The organism is Mycobacterium sp. NTMscope_Eco_3, assembly GCF_976985685.1.
Genome location: NZ_CDRJYZ010000001.1, coordinates 3,239,708 through 3,256,555, shown reverse-complemented (window position 1 = coordinate 3,256,555; position 16,848 = coordinate 3,239,708). Strand labels below are relative to the sequence as shown.

General features: G+C 66.2%; 13 protein-coding genes. 8 read left to right on the top strand and 5 right to left on the bottom strand.

Going from position 1 to position 16,848, the window contains the following annotated elements; translation table 11 throughout:
• Positions 1-103: 103 nt before the first annotated feature.
• Together AC0KTM_RS14635 and AC0KTM_RS14630 are read left to right on the top strand one after the other, a co-directional pair.
• Positions 104-526, top strand: a complete 423-nt coding sequence (locus tag AC0KTM_RS14635; protein WP_225328636.1) for an MmpS family transport accessory protein — start codon at positions 104-106, stop codon at positions 524-526.
• Positions 523-3,468, top strand: a complete 2,946-nt coding sequence (locus AC0KTM_RS14630; protein WP_472415984.1) for an MMPL/RND family transporter — start codon at positions 523-525, stop codon at positions 3,466-3,468. The genes AC0KTM_RS14635 and AC0KTM_RS14630 overlap by 4 nt, the downstream gene beginning before the upstream one ends.
• 541 nt (positions 3,469-4,009) lie before the next feature.
• Here the strand turns inward: AC0KTM_RS14630 and AC0KTM_RS14625 are convergent.
• From AC0KTM_RS14625 to AC0KTM_RS14615, 3 genes are all read right to left on the bottom strand, one after another.
• A complete protein-coding gene (locus AC0KTM_RS14625; RefSeq protein WP_238957315.1) occupies positions 4,010-4,735 on the bottom strand; it encodes a DUF5666 domain-containing protein in 726 nt (241 codons plus the stop codon).
• 125 nt (positions 4,736-4,860) lie between these two features.
• The gene (locus AC0KTM_RS14620) at positions 4,861-5,649 is read right to left on the bottom strand and encodes a DUF5666 domain-containing protein (RefSeq protein WP_238956246.1); all 789 of its coding nucleotides are present in this window, start codon (positions 5,647-5,649) and stop codon (positions 4,861-4,863) included.
• 74 nt (positions 5,650-5,723) lie between these two features.
• Positions 5,724-7,553: an acyl-CoA dehydrogenase gene (locus tag AC0KTM_RS14615; protein WP_238956245.1), complete on the bottom strand. Its 1,830-nt coding sequence runs from the start codon at positions 7,551-7,553 to the stop codon at positions 5,724-5,726.
• Positions 7,554-7,697: 144 nt separating this feature from the next.
• Between AC0KTM_RS14615 and trxA the strand changes: the two genes are divergently transcribed.
• The 4 genes from trxA (at position 7,698) to AC0KTM_RS14595 (ending at position 10,886) form a co-directional block, all read left to right on the top strand.
• Positions 7,698-8,051, top strand: a complete 354-nt coding sequence (gene trxA / locus AC0KTM_RS14610) for a thioredoxin (RefSeq protein WP_225328639.1) — start codon at positions 7,698-7,700, stop codon at positions 8,049-8,051.
• A 43-nt stretch (positions 8,052-8,094) separates the two neighbouring features.
• Positions 8,095-8,904 (top strand): enoyl-CoA hydratase, encoded by an 810-nt coding sequence (locus AC0KTM_RS14605; protein WP_238956244.1) that lies wholly within the window; start codon positions 8,095-8,097, stop codon positions 8,902-8,904.
• Between the two features lie 27 nt (positions 8,905-8,931).
• Positions 8,932-10,569, top strand: coding sequence for an ABC-F family ATP-binding cassette domain-containing protein (locus AC0KTM_RS14600; RefSeq protein WP_238956243.1), 1,638 nt, complete (start codon positions 8,932-8,934; stop codon positions 10,567-10,569).
• Between the two features lie 116 nt (positions 10,570-10,685).
• Positions 10,686-10,886, top strand: a complete 201-nt coding sequence (locus AC0KTM_RS14595; RefSeq protein ID WP_225328642.1) for a helix-turn-helix domain-containing protein — start codon at positions 10,686-10,688, stop codon at positions 10,884-10,886.
• Positions 10,887-10,955: 69 nt separating this feature from the next.
• Here AC0KTM_RS14595 and AC0KTM_RS14590 read toward each other — a convergent pair whose 3' ends face one another.
• Positions 10,956-11,519, bottom strand: a complete 564-nt coding sequence (locus AC0KTM_RS14590; protein WP_238956242.1) for a TetR/AcrR family transcriptional regulator — start codon at positions 11,517-11,519, stop codon at positions 10,956-10,958.
• Between the two features lie 21 nt (positions 11,520-11,540).
• Positions 11,541-14,375 carry an aconitate hydratase AcnA gene (acnA, locus tag AC0KTM_RS14585; RefSeq protein WP_238956241.1) on the bottom strand — a complete coding sequence of 945 codons (2,835 nt, stop codon included), beginning with the start codon at positions 14,373-14,375 and terminating at the stop codon, positions 11,541-11,543.
• A 259-nt stretch (positions 14,376-14,634) separates the two neighbouring features.
• Here acnA and AC0KTM_RS14580 point away from each other — a divergent pair, with 259 nt between their 5' ends.
• A complete protein-coding gene (locus tag AC0KTM_RS14580; protein WP_225328645.1) occupies positions 14,635-15,207 on the top strand; it encodes an Rv1476 family membrane protein in 573 nt (190 codons plus the stop codon).
• A gap of 203 nt (positions 15,208-15,410) precedes the next feature.
• Complete coding sequence (ripA, locus tag AC0KTM_RS14575) at positions 15,411-16,847, top strand: NlpC/P60 family peptidoglycan endopeptidase RipA (RefSeq protein WP_225328646.1); 1,437 nt, start codon at positions 15,411-15,413, stop codon at positions 16,845-16,847.
• The last annotated feature ends 1 nt before the right edge of the window (position 16,848 follow it).

Sequence of the window (16,848 nt, the reverse complement as noted above, 5' to 3'; positions counted from 1 at the left end):
CCGGGAATCAACTCGACCGCTATGGCGTTCGGCTAGCCGTGGCGCACACGACGAGATGCCTTAATATCGGCCCATCGAGCATTCCGAATCGGGGGGCACGGTGATGAGGCTTCTCAAGCGGGCATGGGTTCCGCTGGTCGTGGCGGTGGCGCTGATCATCGGCGGCGTTGCGGTGATCCGCCTCAATGGCATTTTCCCAGGACCCGGTCTGCCCAAGCCCGATCCCCGGGATGCCACCCCGCCGTATGCGGCCAAGACCGCGATCTACGAAATCCTGGGGCCGCCCGGCACTACCGGCGTCGTCAACTGGATGGATGCGGAGTCACTACCGCAGAAGGCCAGCTTCACCACCTTGCCGTGGTCGAAGACGATCGTTGCCGAGATGCCCGGCATCTTCGCTTACGTCGTCGCCCAAGGTGACAGTCCTTCCATCGGCTGCCGCATCACCGTCGACGGAAAGTTGGTCGATCAACAACAGGCCAACAACCGGAACGCGCAGGTTTCCTGCTTGGACAAGTCCGCGTGACCGACGACACGAGCGACGCTGACGACACAGCCGAAATCCCCGTCGCGCAGCGCACCCCAGTCGAGCGCAAACCACGTCTGGCCCGCACCATCCGCGTCCTGGCGCTGCCGATCATCGTGGTCTGGTTGCTGATCGCGATCGGCGTCAACATCTTCGTCCCACAGCTGGAAAAGGTCGCCGAGGAAGTCTCGGTGCCGCTTTCGCCATCCGACGCGCCTTCGGTGACCGGGATGAAGCACATCGGGGAGAAATTCAAGGAGTACGACTCCGACAACCTCGTCCTGGTGACCCTGGTCGGTGACAAACCCCTCGGCGAGGATGCTCACCGGTATTACGACGATCTGGTCAAGAAGCTGCAGCAGGACCACGAACACGTCGAGCATGCGCTGAACTTCTGGGGGCAGCGATTCACGTCGTCGGGCGTCGAGAGCTACGACCACAAGGCCGCCTACGTTCAGGTCAACCTGCGCGGCGACCAGGGCGGAGCCATCGGCGACAAATCGGTTGCGGCGGTTCGCAAAATCGTCGCGGACTCGAAGCCTCCGGCGGGGGTGAAGGCCTACGTCGCCGGTCAGGGTGCCCTGACCGCCGACACGATCGTCGTCGGCGACGCGAGCCTGGCCAAGATGACGATCATCACCATCATCATCATCGCGATCATGCTGATGTTCGTATATCGATCCATCGGCACGGTGCTGCTGACGATGGTCGTCCTGTTCGTCGGACTGGCCACCGGCCGCGGCGTCGTAGCGCTGCTGGGCGAAACCGGCATCATGGGTCTCTCGACGTTCGCCGTCAACTTGCTGACGGCGTTGGCCATCGCCGCCGGTACCGACTACGCGATATTCATGGTCGGCCGCTACCAGGAGGGCCGCGAGCGAGGGCTGGACCGCGAAGCCGCCTACTACGACACCTTCGCCGGTGTCACCAAGGTCGTGCTGGGCTCGGGTTTGACGATCGTCGGGGCGCTGGCCTGTCTGAAATTCACCCGGCTGCCGTACTTCAGTTCGCTGGCGTTTCCGTGCGCGGTGGGTCTGCTGGTGGTGGTGGCCGCGGGGGTCACGCTGACGCCGGCGCTGATCGCCTTCGCAAGCGGCTTCGGCCTTTTCGACCCGAAGCGCGAGTTCAACTACACGCGGTGGCGCCGCTTGGCGACGGCCATCGTGCGGTGGCCGGCACCCATCCTCGCCACCTCCGTCATCCTGGCGATCGTCGGCGCAATTGGCTTGATGGGTTTCACTCCGCGCTACAACGACCTGTACTACCTGCCGCAGAGCGCGTCGTCGGTGAAGGCGTACACCGCGGCCGATCAACACTTCACCCAGGCCCGTTTGAATCCTGACCTGCTGATGATCGAATCGGACCACGATCTGCGCAATCCCAGAGACATGCTGGTCCTGGACAAGATCGCCGGCGCCATCTTCCGGGTTCCCGGCATCGAACGGGTGCAGAGCATCACCAGACCCCTCGGCCCGCCGATCCAAGACGGATCCATTCCGTTCCAGCTCAGCGTGCAAAGCGCACCGATCCGCAGCAACCTGAACTACCTGAAGGACCGCGTCGCCGACATCAAGAAGATCACCGGTTTCCTCGACACCCAGATCGCGCTGTTGGAGCGCCAGTACGCGGTGACCCAGAAGCTCGCGAACGCCGCGGATGACAGCTCGAAAACCACGGGGGAGACGGCGGCCATCACGGACGAGATCCGCAACCATCTCGCGGATTTCGACGACTTCTGGAGACCGATTCGCAGTTACTTCTATTGGGAGAAGCACTGTTTCGACATCCCGATCTGCTGGTCGCTACGGTCGCTCTTCGACGCGCTGGACGGGTTCGATCAGCTGGCCGAAAAGTTCCACGCCCTCACCAGCGACCTCACCAACACGGCCAAGGCCACGCGCGAACTGCTGGCGATCATCCCCGAGAACATCGCCGTCTCGAAGTCGATCCGGGATACGACGCTGACCATCTACAGCTCGTTCGACAGTCTGATCGATCAGTTCGACCGGCTGACCGACACGAACGCCGTGATGGGCAAGTCCTTCAACGACGCCCAAGTGGAGAGCCTGTTCTACCTGCCACCCGAGATTTTCCAGAACTCAGACTTCCAGTTGGGGTTGAGCCTGATGGTGTCGCCGGACGGCAAGGCCGCGCGCTTCATCATCACTCACACCGTGGATCCGGCAACGTCGCAGGGAATCGCGTCCGTCGATCAGGAGCGCCAAGCTGCCAAGGAGGCGCTGAAACTCACCTCCCTGGAGAATGCCGACATCTACCTCGGCGGTACGGCCGCAACGTTTTACGACATCGCCAATGGCGCCAAGTACGACCTGATGATCGCCGGCGTGGCCTCGATCGTGCTCATCTTCATCATCATGGTGATCGTCACCCGCGCTCTGGTCGCGGCCGGTGTCATCGTCGGCACCATCGTGATGTCGCTAGGGGCCGCCTTCGGATTCTCGACACTGATCTGGCAACACCTCGGTAATTTCCAGCTGCACTGGGTGGCAACAGAATTCGCGTTGATCGTGCTCTTGGCGGTGGGATCCGATTACAACCTGATGCTGGTGTCGAGAATCGAGGAGGAGATCGGAGCCGGCCTGAAAACGGGACTCATCCGCGGCATGGGTGTGACCGGTCCGGTGGTGACTGCCGCCGGTGTGGTGTTCGCCGTCACGATGGGCACGATGATCACCAGCGATCTCCGGGCGATCGGCCAATTCGGTACGACGATCGGCATCGGCCTGTTGTTCGACACGTTCGTCGTCCGATCGCTCATCACGCCGTCGATCATGACGGTGATGGGACGCTGGTTCTGGTGGCCGAAGCGGGTACGGGTCCGCCCGGCCAGCCAGATGCTTCGGTCCGTCGGGCCTCGCCCGTTGGTTCGTGCACTGCTGTATCACCCGCAGCGCGGGGTCCCGTCGGATCCGCAGACCTAGCATGCGGCGCAGCACGCGCCGCCCAGGGGCGCCGGGTTCGGTCAGGACGCCGGATGAACTGGGTGGGAAGGTGATGGTTTACGGCCGAGGCTCGGTCTACGTTTGGCGGTGCGCCGCCATGGCGGATTCGCGCTGAGCCTTCTCTTTCGCGTGGGTCGAGCAGCAATGGCCAATATCGCAATGGTAGCGGTCACTGCATTCATGCGAACAATAGACCGATGCGGCCGGAAGCCATTCCGGATCAGATAGGTCACGCCATCGGGCCTTCGGATCGAACGTGTGGCCACAATGTACGCAGGTCTTGGTCTTGACCATACGGGTCAGGATACGCGCCTCGGCCCCAAATCGGTGCTCGTTTTAGATCGCTAACGACCAATCTCCGTTTTCGCAAAACGGACGGCGGGCTAATTCAGAGTAACTTTATTTCGCTAACGAATTAACTGCCGCCTGAAGCCAACTCGGTCGCTTTCGATTCCGCCGTCACCGCCGTTCAGCAAACCGGGCGGGTCGGACGGTCGACGCCGCCAGTGCAGCTCAACCGCTAAAGGTGGAACGGGAGGTGCGGCAGATGCAGGTGGTGGTGCGGGTGCCCCATGGGCGGGCACGTCTCCAAGCTGATCATCGCCGCGTGCAGCACGCCGCCGTCTTGAGTTCCGTTCGCCCCCAAGCACTTACCGTTGGTGATCGCTTGGGCATCCGACGGCGTCTGCCGTTGATATGAGGTCGAGTCCGCGACGGTCACGGTGGTCGGGCCGCCGGGGCCCAGCCCGGTGACGGCAATGGTGTTGCCCGACACCGACGCGACTGTCCCGTAGAACCCGGCCGGCGGTGGGCACTTGCCGTCCGCGGACGCGGTGACCGTCACCGATTGCGCGGTGATCGCGCCGGGGGACGGCGCGCTCTGCGGGGTGGCGCGGACGTTCACGCAGCTGCCGGGCGTCACGTCGGCCAGCTTCGCCGGGGTGACCTGTACGACCCTCGTCTCGGGCGTGTAATCCACGGTCGCGGAGCCGGTTCGCGTCCGCAGCGCGATCGTGCCGCCCGACACCGACTGCACCATGCCCTCGACGTAATCCTTGCCGACCGGCGGCGGCGGGGGCGGCGCCGGCGGTGGCACCGCGCTCGGTGCGGCGCTGGGTGGGACGGCTGTGACGGTGGGCGGCGCGTTACTGCTCGACGTGTTGCGCGGGGAGTCGCACATGGCCACACACAACGCGATGAAAGCGATCACCGCGGCGATCGCGATGTGCGTCGGCCGGGGTTTCAACGAAGCGGCACGCACAGACTCTTCTCCATCACATGTTCGCCGTCGTGGCCAATCACCCCCGGCGGGCGCGGTTTTCGCTCGCGCCCGCCGGCGGTGACGGCAATCTCAGCTAGCTCGAGCCGGGGTCATCCACCCTGGCCGGGCTGCTTGGGCTTGCCGCATTTGCCGTCGACAGCCTGTCGTAGGTTGATGCTCGTCGCCTGCAGCGCGCCGCCGCTGTCCGTGGTGCCGCGCGCGGACAGGCATTTACCCGGTGCGATCGCGTCGGTGTTCGCGGTCGTCTGCTTGGTGTATTTGGTCTTGTCGTCGACCGTCACGGTCGTCTGCGTGGTGTTGCCGCTGGCATCCGTGCCGGTCAGGTTGATGGTGTTACCCGAGACCGAGGCCACCGAGCCCCGCATCCAGGCCGGCTTGGCGGGTGCCGGCGACGGCGAGCCGGGCGGTGGCGTGCTGCTGGACCCGCCGGGGGCGGTCTCGTGCGGTTTGGGGCAGGTGCCGTTGACGGACTCGCTGATCTTGACCTTCGCCGCGGTGACCGGCTGCCCGGGCGCGGATCCCTCGGTGGGCTTCACGCTGACGCAGCTGCCCTGGGTGACGTCGGGCAGGCCGGCCGGAACGGCCTCGGTGATCTTGGTGGTCGAGGTGAAGTTCACCGCGGCCGTGGCGTTGTCCTGCTTGGTGACCTGGATGGAGTTGCCTGCCACCGACGCGATCAGGCCGCTGACCTTCGCTTCGGCGTTAGGTGTGGACGAGGGGGCCGCCGAGGTGACGGTCGCCGTCGAGGTCGACGTCGAGGTCGAGGTGGAGCTGGATTTGTTCGACGAGCCGCAGGCGGACAGGGACAGGGCGGTGGCCCCCGCGACCGCGAATACCGCGAAGCGCGTGAGCCGGGGCACGGCACAGCTGGCAGACATCAACGTTTCTCCATTCGTCGGTGAGAGCGAACGTCATGGTTTACCCGTTGGAGCTGTCTGTAACCTGTAAGTTCTCAGAACGCCTCTTCGGGCACCTTCATGATCTCGTCGTCGATCGCTTCGATGACGCCGCGCAGGGCCGTCAGCTTCGGCAACATGTTCTTGGCGAAGAACGTCGCGGTCGCGACCTTGCCCTGATAGAACGGTTCGTCATCTCCCGCCGCGCCGTCGGTCAGCGCGCGGTGCGCGACGCCGGCCTGCACCAGCAACCTCCAGCCGATCAGCAGATCGCCCACCGCGAGCAGAAACCGCACCGACGCCAGCCCCACCTTGTAGATGTCGGTGGGCTGTTGGGCGGCGGACATCAGGTAGCCGGTCAGCGCGCCCGTCATCGCCGTCACGTCGTCGTACGCGGTCTGCAGGAGTTGGGCGACCGGCTTGAGGGCCTCGTCGCACTCGTCGATGGTCGCCACGATCTGAGTCGTCAGGAACTGCAGGGCCTGGCCGCGATCACGCACGATCTTGCGGAAGAAGAAATCGAGCGCCTGGATGGCGGTGGTGCCCTCGTAGAGCGAGTCGATCTTAGAATCACGGATGTACTGCTCGAGCGGGTAGTCGGCCAGGAACCCCGAGCCGCCCAGCGTCTGCAGCGCCTCGGTCAGCACCTCATAGGCCCGCTCCGAGCTCACCCCCTTGACGATCGGCAGCAGCAGATCGTCGATCCGGTGCGCCATGTCGTGATCGGCGCCCGAAACACGTTGGGCCACTGCGTCATCCTGGTGAGCGGCGGCATACATGTAGAGCGCCCGCAAGCCCTCGGCGTAGGCCTTCTGGGTCATCAGGCTGCGGCGCACGTCGGGGTGGTGGATGATCGTGACCCGCGGCGCGGTCTTGTCGGACATCTGCGTCAGGTCCGCGCCCTGCACCCGCTCCTTGGCGAAAGCCAGCGCGTTCAGGTAACCCGTGGACAACGTGCCGGCGGCTTTGACGCCAATCGTCATGCGCGCGTGCTCGATCACGGTGAACATCTGCGCGATACCCCGGTGCACGTCGCCCACCAAGTAGCCGACGGCGGGCTCATCCGTTGCGCCAAAGGTCAATTCGCATGTCGGCGAGGACTTGATGCCCATCTTGTGTTCCAGGCCGGTGACGAAAACCCCGTTGCGCGCACCGAGTTCGAAGGTGTCCGGGTCGAATAGGTAGTTGGGCACATAGAACAGGCTCAGGCCCTTGGTGCCCGGACCGGCGCCCTCGGGGCGGGCCAGCACCAGGTGGAAGATGTTCTCGGCGGTGTCGCCCACGTCGCCGCCGGAGATGAAGCGCTTGACGCCCTCGATGTGCCAGGTGCCGTCGGGTTGTTCGAAGGCCTTGGCGCGCCCGGCGCCGACGTCGGAACCCGCGTCGGGCTCGGTGAGCACCATCGTGGCCGCCCAGCCGCGCTCGACGCCCTCGGCGGCCCAGTGCCGCTGCTGCTCGTTGCCCTCGATGTACAGCGCCTGGGCCATCAACGGGCCGAGGCAGAAGAAGTTCGCCGACGGGTTGGCGCAGATGATCATCTCGTTGACCCCCCACGCCAGCGGCGGGGGCGCGGCCATGCCGCCGATCTCTTCGGCCAGCATCAGCCGCCACCAACCGGCCTCCTTGATCGCCTGCACCGTCTTGGCCAGCTCTTCGGGGACGCTGATGGTGTGCTCGGCGGGATCGAATTCCGGCGGGTTGCGGTCGGCGAAGGCAAAGGATTCGGCGACGGGGCCTTCGGCGAGGCGGGCTGCTTCGGCCAATATTGTGCGGACCGTTTCCTCGTCGAGTTCGCTGTAGCCTCCGGTCCCCAGGACGGCGCCGATGTCGAGGACTTCGAAGAGGTTGAACTCGAGGTCACGGACGTTTGCGATGTAGTGGCCCAACGCGATTCCCTCGCTGGTTCATTGAGGCGGCGGATGGTCAGGCCCAGTCTGTCGGACGCGGGAAAACGTACGCAACCGTAACCAGGGCGGGGTGCGGTGCCGCGGGGCGGGAACACCGCGTCGGCGCCGGGCGTTACGGCAAATGTGACAACACTCGATCTCACCGCTGAGAAGTTCAACGAAACCATCGAGGGCAACGACATCGTGCTCGTCGACTTCTGGGCGTCCTGGTGTGGTCCATGCCGGCAGTTCGGCCCCACTTTCCAGGCCTCATCGGACAAACACCCCGACATCGTGCACGCCAAGGTCGATACCGAGGCCGAACAACAGCTGGCCGCGGCCGCCCAGATCCGGTCCATCCCCACGCTGATGGCCTTCAAGAAGGGCAAACTGCTGTTCAACCAGCCCGGGGCGCTGCCGCCGGCGGCCCTGGAGGACCTGGTCCAGCAGGTGCGGGCGTTTGACGTGGACGCGGCCGAAGCCGGGCCGGCCGAATAAGCGCGACACGGCGCGGCCGACGGCCACGCGCTAGGTTGCTTGGGTGAGTTTGGTACTGGTAGACCACCCGCGGCCCGGCGTCGCGCTGATAACCCTCAACCGGCCCGAGCGGATGAATTCCATGGCGTTCGACGTCATGGTGCCGCTCAAGGAGGCGCTGGAGAAGGTCCGCTACGACAACTCGGTGCGCGTGGTCGTGCTGACCGGGGCCGGCCGGGGCTTTTCCTCGGGCGCCGATCACAAGTCCGCGGGCTCGGTGCCCCACGTCGAGGGGCTGACCCGCCCCACCTATGCGCTGCGGTCGATGGAGATTCTCGACGAGGTCATCCTGGGTTTGCGCCGGCTGCACCAGCCGGTGATCGCCGCGGTCAACGGCCCCGCCATCGGCGGCGGCCTGTGCCTGGCGCTGGCCGCCGACATCCGCGTGGCCTCCACCAGCGCGTACTTCCGCGCCGCCGGCATCAACAACGGGCTGACGGCCAGCGAACTGGGCCTGTCGTACCTGCTGCCGCGGGCCATCGGGTCGTCGCGGGCGTTCGAGATCATGCTGACCGGCCGCGACATCACCGCCGAGGAGGCCGAGCGCATCGGGCTGGTGTCCTGCCAGGTGCCCGACAAGCAGCTGCTGGACACGTGCTACGCGATCGCCGCGCGGATCGCGGCGTTCTCGCGGCCGGGCGTCGAGTTGACCAAGCGCACGCTGTGGAGTGGACTGGACGCCGGTAGCCTGGAAGGGCACATGCAAGCCGAAGGCTTGGGACAGCTTTTCGTCCGCCTGCTCACCGCCAACTTCGAAGAAGCGGTTGCCGCGCGCGCAGAACGACGACCAGCGGTGTTCACCGACGACAAATAGGCGTCTTTTCAACTCAGGAGAGCGATCGTGATCACGGCCACGGACCTCGAGGTCCGCGCTGGCGCGCGCATCCTGCTCTCATCCGACGGCCCCGACCTGCGGGTGCAGCCCGGCGACCGCATCGGCCTGGTCGGCCGCAACGGCGCGGGTAAGACCACCACCCTGCGCATCCTGGCGGGGGAGACCGAGCCCTATGCCGGGTCGATCGCCCGCACGGGCGAAATCGGTTATCTGCCACAGGATCCCAAAGAGGGCGACCTCGATGTGCTGGCCCGCGACCGGGTGCTGTCGGCCCGCGGGTTGGACGCGTTGCTCACCGATTTGGAAAAGCAGCAGGCGTTGATGGCCGAGGTCGCCGACGACGACGCGCGCGACCGCGCGATCCGTCGGTACGGGCAGCTCGAGGAGCGTTTCGTGGCCCTGGGTGGCTACGGCGCGGAAAGTGAAGCCAGTCGCATCTGCGCCAGCCTCGGCCTGCCGGAACGGGTGCTGACGCAGCAGCTGCGCACCCTGTCCGGTGGGCAGCGCCGCCGGGTGGAGTTGGCGCGCATCCTGTTCGCCGCCTCGGAGGGCGGAGCGGGGACCTCGGGCTCGGAGACCACGCTGCTCCTCGACGAGCCCACCAACCACCTGGACGCCGATTCCATCGGCTGGTTGCGGGATTTCCTGCGGGCCCACACCGGCGGGCTGGTGATCATCAGCCACAACGTCGAACTGCTCGCCGACGTCGTCAACCGGGTGTGGTTCCTGGACGCCGTGCGCGGCGAGGCCGACGTCTACAACATGGGCTGGCAGAAGTACCTCGACGCCCGCTCCACCGACGAGCAGCGTCGTCGCCGGGAGCGCACCAACGCCGAACGCAAGGCCGCCGCGCTGCGCACCCAGGCCGCGAAGCTCGGCGCCAAGGCCACCAAAGCCGTTGCCGCCCAGAACATGTTGCGCCGCGCCGACCGGATGATGGCCGCGCTCGACGCCGAGCGCGTCGCCGACAAGGTGGCCCGCATCAAGTTCCCGACGCCGGCGGCGTGCGGGCGCACCCCGCTGGTCGCCAAGGGGCTGAGCAAGTCGTACGGGTCGCTGGAGGTGTTCACCGGTGTCGACCTGGCGATCGACCGCGGCTCGCGGGTGGTGGTGCTCGGGCTCAACGGCGCCGGCAAGACCACACTGCTGAGACTGCTGGCCGGCACCGAGGCCCCCGACACCGGAGGGCTCGAGCCCGGACACGGCCTGCGGATCGGCTACTTCGCGCAGGAGCACGACACCCTCGACAACGATGCGAGCGTCTGGGAGAACATCCGGCACGCCGCACCGGATTCCGGCGAGCAGGACCTGCGCGGCCTGCTGGGCGCGTTCATGTTCAGCGGTCCGCAGCTCGACCAGTTGGCGGGCACGCTGTCCGGCGGTGAGAAAACCCGCCTCGCGCTGGCCGGTTTGGTGGCGTCGACCGCCAACGTCTTGTTGCTCGACGAACCGACGAACAACCTCGACCCGGCATCGCGCGAGCAAGTGCTCGACGCGCTGCGCAGTTACCAGGGTGCGGTGGTGCTGGTGACGCACGACCCCGGCGCCGCCGAGGCCCTCGACCCGCAACGGGTGGTGCTGCTGCCCGACGGCACCGAGGACTACTGGTCCGACGAATACCGGGATCTCATCGAGCTCGCCTGACTTTGATGGTGGCGACCCGCTGGCGATTTGGCGAAATCCGCCCGCGGCCGACAACGGCTTCTTACTCTAAGTTCTTGCGGTCGTGTCCCGGCGTCGGAGGAGCCATGAGAAGAACAATGCATAGGTCGACCAAGGCGCGCGACCAGTTGTTGGACGAGCTACGCCACGCCTACGAAGGCGGGGCCAGTATCCGCAGCCTGGTTGCCACGACCGGCAGGTCGTACGGGTCGATCCACAGCCTGCTGCGGGAGTCGGGCACCACGATGCGCAGCCGCGGCGGGCCCAACCGGACCGCGAAGGTCGCGCACGCGCGGTGAATCCGCCGAGCGTGAACCCCGCGACAATGAATCGGCGTGTCGCGTCGTGAGATTCACATTCGGCGCGGCTTAAGTGCGCCGCATCGAGTTCTCCACCAGGTCGAGCACCGAGGCCAGGCGTTGCGGATCCTCGCCGGACGCCAACCGGGCCACCAGGCCGTCGAGCACCAACTCCAGATAGCACCGCAGCACGTCGCCGGGCACGTCGTCGCGCACCCGGTGTGCCTCCGTCTGCCTGCGCAACCGATCGCTGGTCGCCGCCGCCACCTCGGCCGAACGCTCGGCCCACCCGCGGCTGAACTCGGGATCGTTGCGCAGCTTGCGGGCGATCTCCAATCTGGTGGCCAGCCAATCGAACTGGTCGGGCGCGGCGAGCATGTCTCGCATCACCTGAATCAGTCCGGCGCGGGAGGCCACGTCGGCCATCCGCTCGGCGTCCTCGTGGGCGAGGGCGAAAAACAGCGCGTCCTTGTCCCGGAAATGGTGGAAGATCGCGCCGCGCGACATCCCGATCGCCTTCTCCAGCCGGCGCACCGTGGCCTTGTCGTAGCCGAATTCGGCAAAGCAGCGGCGGGCGCCGTCGAGGATCTGGCGGCGGCGGGCCGCCAGATGGTCCTCGCTGACCTTGGGCACGAGTGGCTGGGCCGGCTCGCGCTAGTCGGACTTCTGGCCCGACTTGAGCATGTTGCGCAGCACGTACTGCAAGATGCCGCCGTTGCGGTAGTAGTCGGCCTCACCCGGGGTGTCGATGCGCACCACCGCGTCGAATTCGACTGCCTTGTCGCCATCTTTGGCGGCCTTGACCTTCACCGTCTTGGGCGTCTTGCCGTTGTTCAGCTCTTCGATGCCGGTGATGTCGAACACCTCGGTGCCATCCAGGCCCAGGTCCTTGGCCGACTTGCCGTCCGGGAACTGCAACGGGATCACGCCCATGCCGATGAGGTTGGAGCGGTGAATCCGTTCGAACGACTCGGCGATCACCGCGCGCACTCCCAGCAGCCGGGTTCCCTTGGCCGCCCAGTCGCGTGACGACCCTGACCCGTACTCCTTGCCGCCCAGCACCACCAGCGGAATGTCTTGCGCCGCATAGTTTTGCGCCGCGTCGTAGATGAACGCCTGCGGGGCCTTCCCATCTACGGGGTCCTGGGTGAAGTCGCGGGTGTAGCCGCCGGACACGTCGTCGAGCAACAGGTTGCGCAGCCGGATGTTGGCGAAGGTGCCGCGAATCATCACCTCGTGGTTGCCGCGCCGCGAGCCGAAGGAGTTGTAGTCCTTGCGCTCCACGCCGTGCTCGTCGAGATACTGCGCCGCCGGGGTGCCCGGCTTGATGCTGCTGGCGGGGGAGATGTGGTCGGTGGTCACCGAATCACCGAGCAGCGCCAGCACCCGCGCGCCGGTGATGTCGGCGACCGGCTCGGGCTCGGCGGGCATCCCGTCGAAGTACGGGGGCTTGCGCACGTACGTCGAATCCGAGTTCCACTCAAAGGTGTTGCCGCTCGGCGTGGGCAGGTTGCGCCAGCGCTCGTCGCCCTTGAAGACGTCGGCGTAGTTTTTGGTGAACATCTCCTGGTTGATCGCCGAGGCGATGGTGTCGGAGACGTCCTTCTGCGACGGCCAGATGTCTTTGAGGAAGACGTCATTGCCGTCCTTGTCCTTGCCGAGCGGCTGCTCGTCGAAGTCGAAGTCCATGGTGCCGGCGAGCGCGTAGGCGATCACCAGCGGCGGCGACGCCAGGTAGTTCATCTTCACGTCGGGGTTGATGCGGCCCTCGAAGTTGCGGTTGCCCGACAGGACGGCGGCCACCGAAAGGTCGTTGTCGTTGATCGCCTTCGAAATGTCCTCGGGCAGCGGGCCGGAGTTACCGATGCACGTGGTGCAGCCGTAGCCGACCAGATAGAAGCCCAGCTTCTCCAGATACGGCCACAGGCCGGCCTTGTCGTAATAGTCGTGGACCACCTGGGAGCCCGGGGCCATGGTGGTTTTCACCCATGGCTTCGAGACCAAGCCCTTTTCGACGGCGTTGCGCGCCAGCAGCGCCGCGCCCAGCATCACCTCGGGGTTGGAGGTGTTGGTGCACGACGTGACGGCGGCGATCACCACCGCGCCGTGGTCGAGCACGAACTCGCCGAGTTCGTCGGACTTCACCGTCACCGGGCTGCTCACGCGGCCCTTGGAGTGCGCGGCGGCCGACTGCACCTTGTGGTCGTCGGCGTGGCCGTTGGTCGCCTGCCCCGGGTCACTGGCCGGGAACGACTCATCGACGACCTCGTCGAGCTTGGAGTATTCTTTCTTGTCGGGGTCGTCACCGACGTAGTCGCAAATCTGCTCGCGGAACGTGGATTTCGCGTCGGACAGCGCGATCCGGTCCTGCGGACGCTTGGGGCCGGCGATGGACGGCACCACGTCGGACAGGTCGAGTTCGATGTATTCGGAGTACTCGGGCTCGTGCTTCGGGTTGTGCCACATGCCCTGTTCCTTGGCGTAGGCCTCGACCAGCGCCAGCTGCTCGTCGTTGCGGCCGGTGAACTTCAGATAAGAGATCGTCTCCTCATCGACCGGGAAAATGGCTGCGGTGGAACCGAATTCGGGGCTCATGTTGCCCAGGGTCGCGCGGTTGGCCAGCGGCACCTCGGCCACGCCCTCGCCGTAGAACTCGACGAACTTGCCGACCACTCCGTGCTTGCGCAGCATCTCGGTCACGGTCAGCACGACGTCGGTCGCCGTCACGCCGGGCTGGATCTCGCCGGTCAGCTTGAAGCCGACCACGCGGGGGATCAGCATCGACACCGGCTGACCGAGCATCGCGGCCTCGGCCTCGATGCCTCCCACGCCCCAGCCGAGCACGCCGAGGCCGTTGACCATCGTGGTGTGCGAGTCGGTCCCCACGCAGGTGTCGGGGTAGGCCACGCCGTCGCGTTCCATCACGACGCTGGCCAGGTATTCGATGTTGACCTGATGCACGATGCCGGTGCCCGGGGGCACCACCTTGAAGTCCTGGAATGCGCCTTGCCCCCAGCGCAGGAACTGGTAGCGCTCCCCGTTGCGCTCGTACTCGATCTCGACGTTGCGCTCGAACGCGTTGGCCGTGCCGAACAGGTCGGCGATCACGGAGTGGTCGATCACCAGGTCGGCCGGCGCGAGCGGGTTGACCTTTTCCGGGTTGCCGCCGAGCTCGCCGATGGCCTCGCGCATGGTGGCCAGGTCGACGATGCACGGCACGCCGGTGAAGTCCTGCATCACGACGCGGGCCGGGGTGTACTGGATCTCAATGCTGGGCTCCGCCTTGGGATCCCAGTTCGCGATGGCCTCGATGTGGTCTTTGGTGATGTTGCTGCCGTCCTCGTTGCGCAGCAGGTTCTCGGCCAGCACTTTGAGGCTGTAGGGGAGCTTCTCGGTATTGGGGACGGCGTCGAGGCGATAGATCTGGTAACTCTTGTCGCCGACCTCGAGGGTGTTGCGGGCTCCGAACGAGTTCACAGAATCAGTCACTTCAACTCCCAAGGATTTAGTTCTCCCGCCGACGGGCTGGTGTCGGCGGATCGTCCAAAACGATCATGCAACTTTAACAGTACGCTTGTCCTGCATTACGACGGCAGTCCTGATTGCAGTCTTATCGCGGTGGCCACCGGTTTAAACCTCCGCGAACGCGCCAATCTCGTCGAGTTGGATCGCGGGGCGGCGCCGCCGGGCGCGAAGCGGCACCCTCGCGTCGCGTACGGTGCCTCTAGCACTACGGCAGGAGGCGCAGATGACCGGGCAAGACTCTCTCGGACCGCTGCCGCAAACGGTTCCGGTCCTCCCGACCTATATTCCGGTGGACGTCGACATGACGATGGTCAAGGCCCAGGTCGCCGCCACCGGGGTCAGCGCGCCGCCGGCGGCCATGCCCGGACTCCTCGAGGTGGTCAACCAGGCGCACGCCGAGGGCATCAACCTCAAGATCGTGCTGCTCGACCACAACCCCCCGAACGACACCCCGCTGCGCGACATCTCGACGGTGGTCGGCGCCGACTACCACGACGCCACCGTCCTGACGCTGAGCCCGAGTTACGTCGGCAGCTACAGCACGCAGTTCCCGCGCGTCACCCTGGAGGCCGGCGAGGACATCGCCAAGACGGGCAACCCGGTGGTCTCGGCGCAGCATTTCCTGCACGAGCTGGACACGCCCGAGTTTCCCTGGACCGGCCTGACGATCTTCCTGCTGATCGCGGTCTTCGCCGCCGCCGTCGGCACCCGCTTGCTGCAGGTGCGCAGCACGCGCTCAGCAACCTCGGACGACACCGCGACCGCTGAGGACGTCGAGGCCAATACCGGGTCCTGACGACTCGCGGCTAATTCGGCAAACGGGGCAGGTCACCGTTCGGTCACATTAAACGCACGTAGAGAGTGCGATTTCGGTGGAGCGTTTGCGCGCCCACCCATGTGACGTACGGTGCAAATGATGCTGGTGTTGTCTTTGGCGCCTTACGAGAATGCTGTGGCCGGCGCCGCCCGTCGCGTCGAGCCGTAGGAGACCTGAGTCGAATGAGACGCACACGCTGGGGGTCTTCCGCGCGACCGGCCGCAAGGCTGATGCGGCCTCTCGTTCCATCGGTGCTGAGCGTGGCCTTCTTGGTGTGCACCCCGGGACTGGCGCAGGCCGATCCCACCGCCGACAACCTGGCCTCGCTGATCGCGAACGTCGCCAAGGCCAACCAGCGCCTGCAGAACCTGAGTGCCGAAATCCAGACCGAGCAGGAAAGCGTCAACAAGGCCTTGGTCGACGTGGAGACCGCGCGGGACAATGCGGCCACCGCCCAACACGATCTGGAGACCAGCCAGCAGGCGGTCAAGGACGCCAACGCGGCGATCGCCGGGGCGCAGCAGCGCTTCAACACCTTCGCCGCGGCCACCTATATGAATGGACCGTCGAGCAGCTACCTGACCGCCAGCAGCCCCGACGACATCATCGCCACCGAAGCCGCGGCCAAGAACCTGACCGCCAGTTCGCAGACCGTGATGGCCAAGCTGCAGCAGGCCCGCACCGAGCAGCTGAACAAGGAATCGGCGGCGCGGCTGGCCAAGCAGAACGCCGACAAGGCCGCCGCCGACGCCAAGTCCAGCCAGGATGCCGCCGTCGCGGCGCTGACCAACTCCAGGCAGAAGTTCGACGAGCAGCGCGAGGACATGATGCGGCTGGCCGCCGAGCGGAACCAGGCGCAGGCCAAGCTCGAGGCGGCCAAGCGCGAGGCCGCCGCCCGGCAAGGGTCGACCGGCCCGGGCGCGTCGGGCGATCGGTGGGAGACGGGAACGCCCGGCGCGGCGGCGCCGTCGGGCGGGGCCCGCAAGTGGGACGGCGCCTGGGACCCCACGTTGCCGATGGTCCCGAGCGCCAACATCCCCGGCGACCCGATCGCGGTGATCAACCAGGTGCTGGGCATCTCGGCCACCTCGACACAGGTCACCGCCGGCCTCGGCCGCAATTTCCTGCAGCAGATGGGCATCCTCAAGCCCGACGACACCGGCATCACCAACGCGACGCCGGGCGGGGTCGGGGGGCGGATCCCCCGGGTCTACGGGCGGCAGGCCACCGAGTACGTGATCCGGCGCGGCATGTCGCAGATCGGTGTGCCCTACTCCTGGGGTGGCGGCAACGCGGCCGGCCCGAGCAAGGGAATCGACTCCGGGGCCGGCATCACCGGCTTCGACTGTTCGGGTCTGGTTCTGTATTCGTTCGCCGGGGTGGGCATCAAGCTGCCGCACTACTCGGGCTCGCAGTACAACCTGGGCCGAAAGATCCCGTCCTCGCAGATGCGCCGCGGCGACGTCATCTTCTACGGCCCGGGCGGCAGCCAGCACGTGACGATCTACCTCGGCGACGGCCAGATGCTCGAGGCTCCCGACATCGGGTTGAAGGTTCGCGTCGCCCCGGTCCGCACCAGCGGCATGACCCCCTACGTGGTCCGCTACATCGAATGGTGAT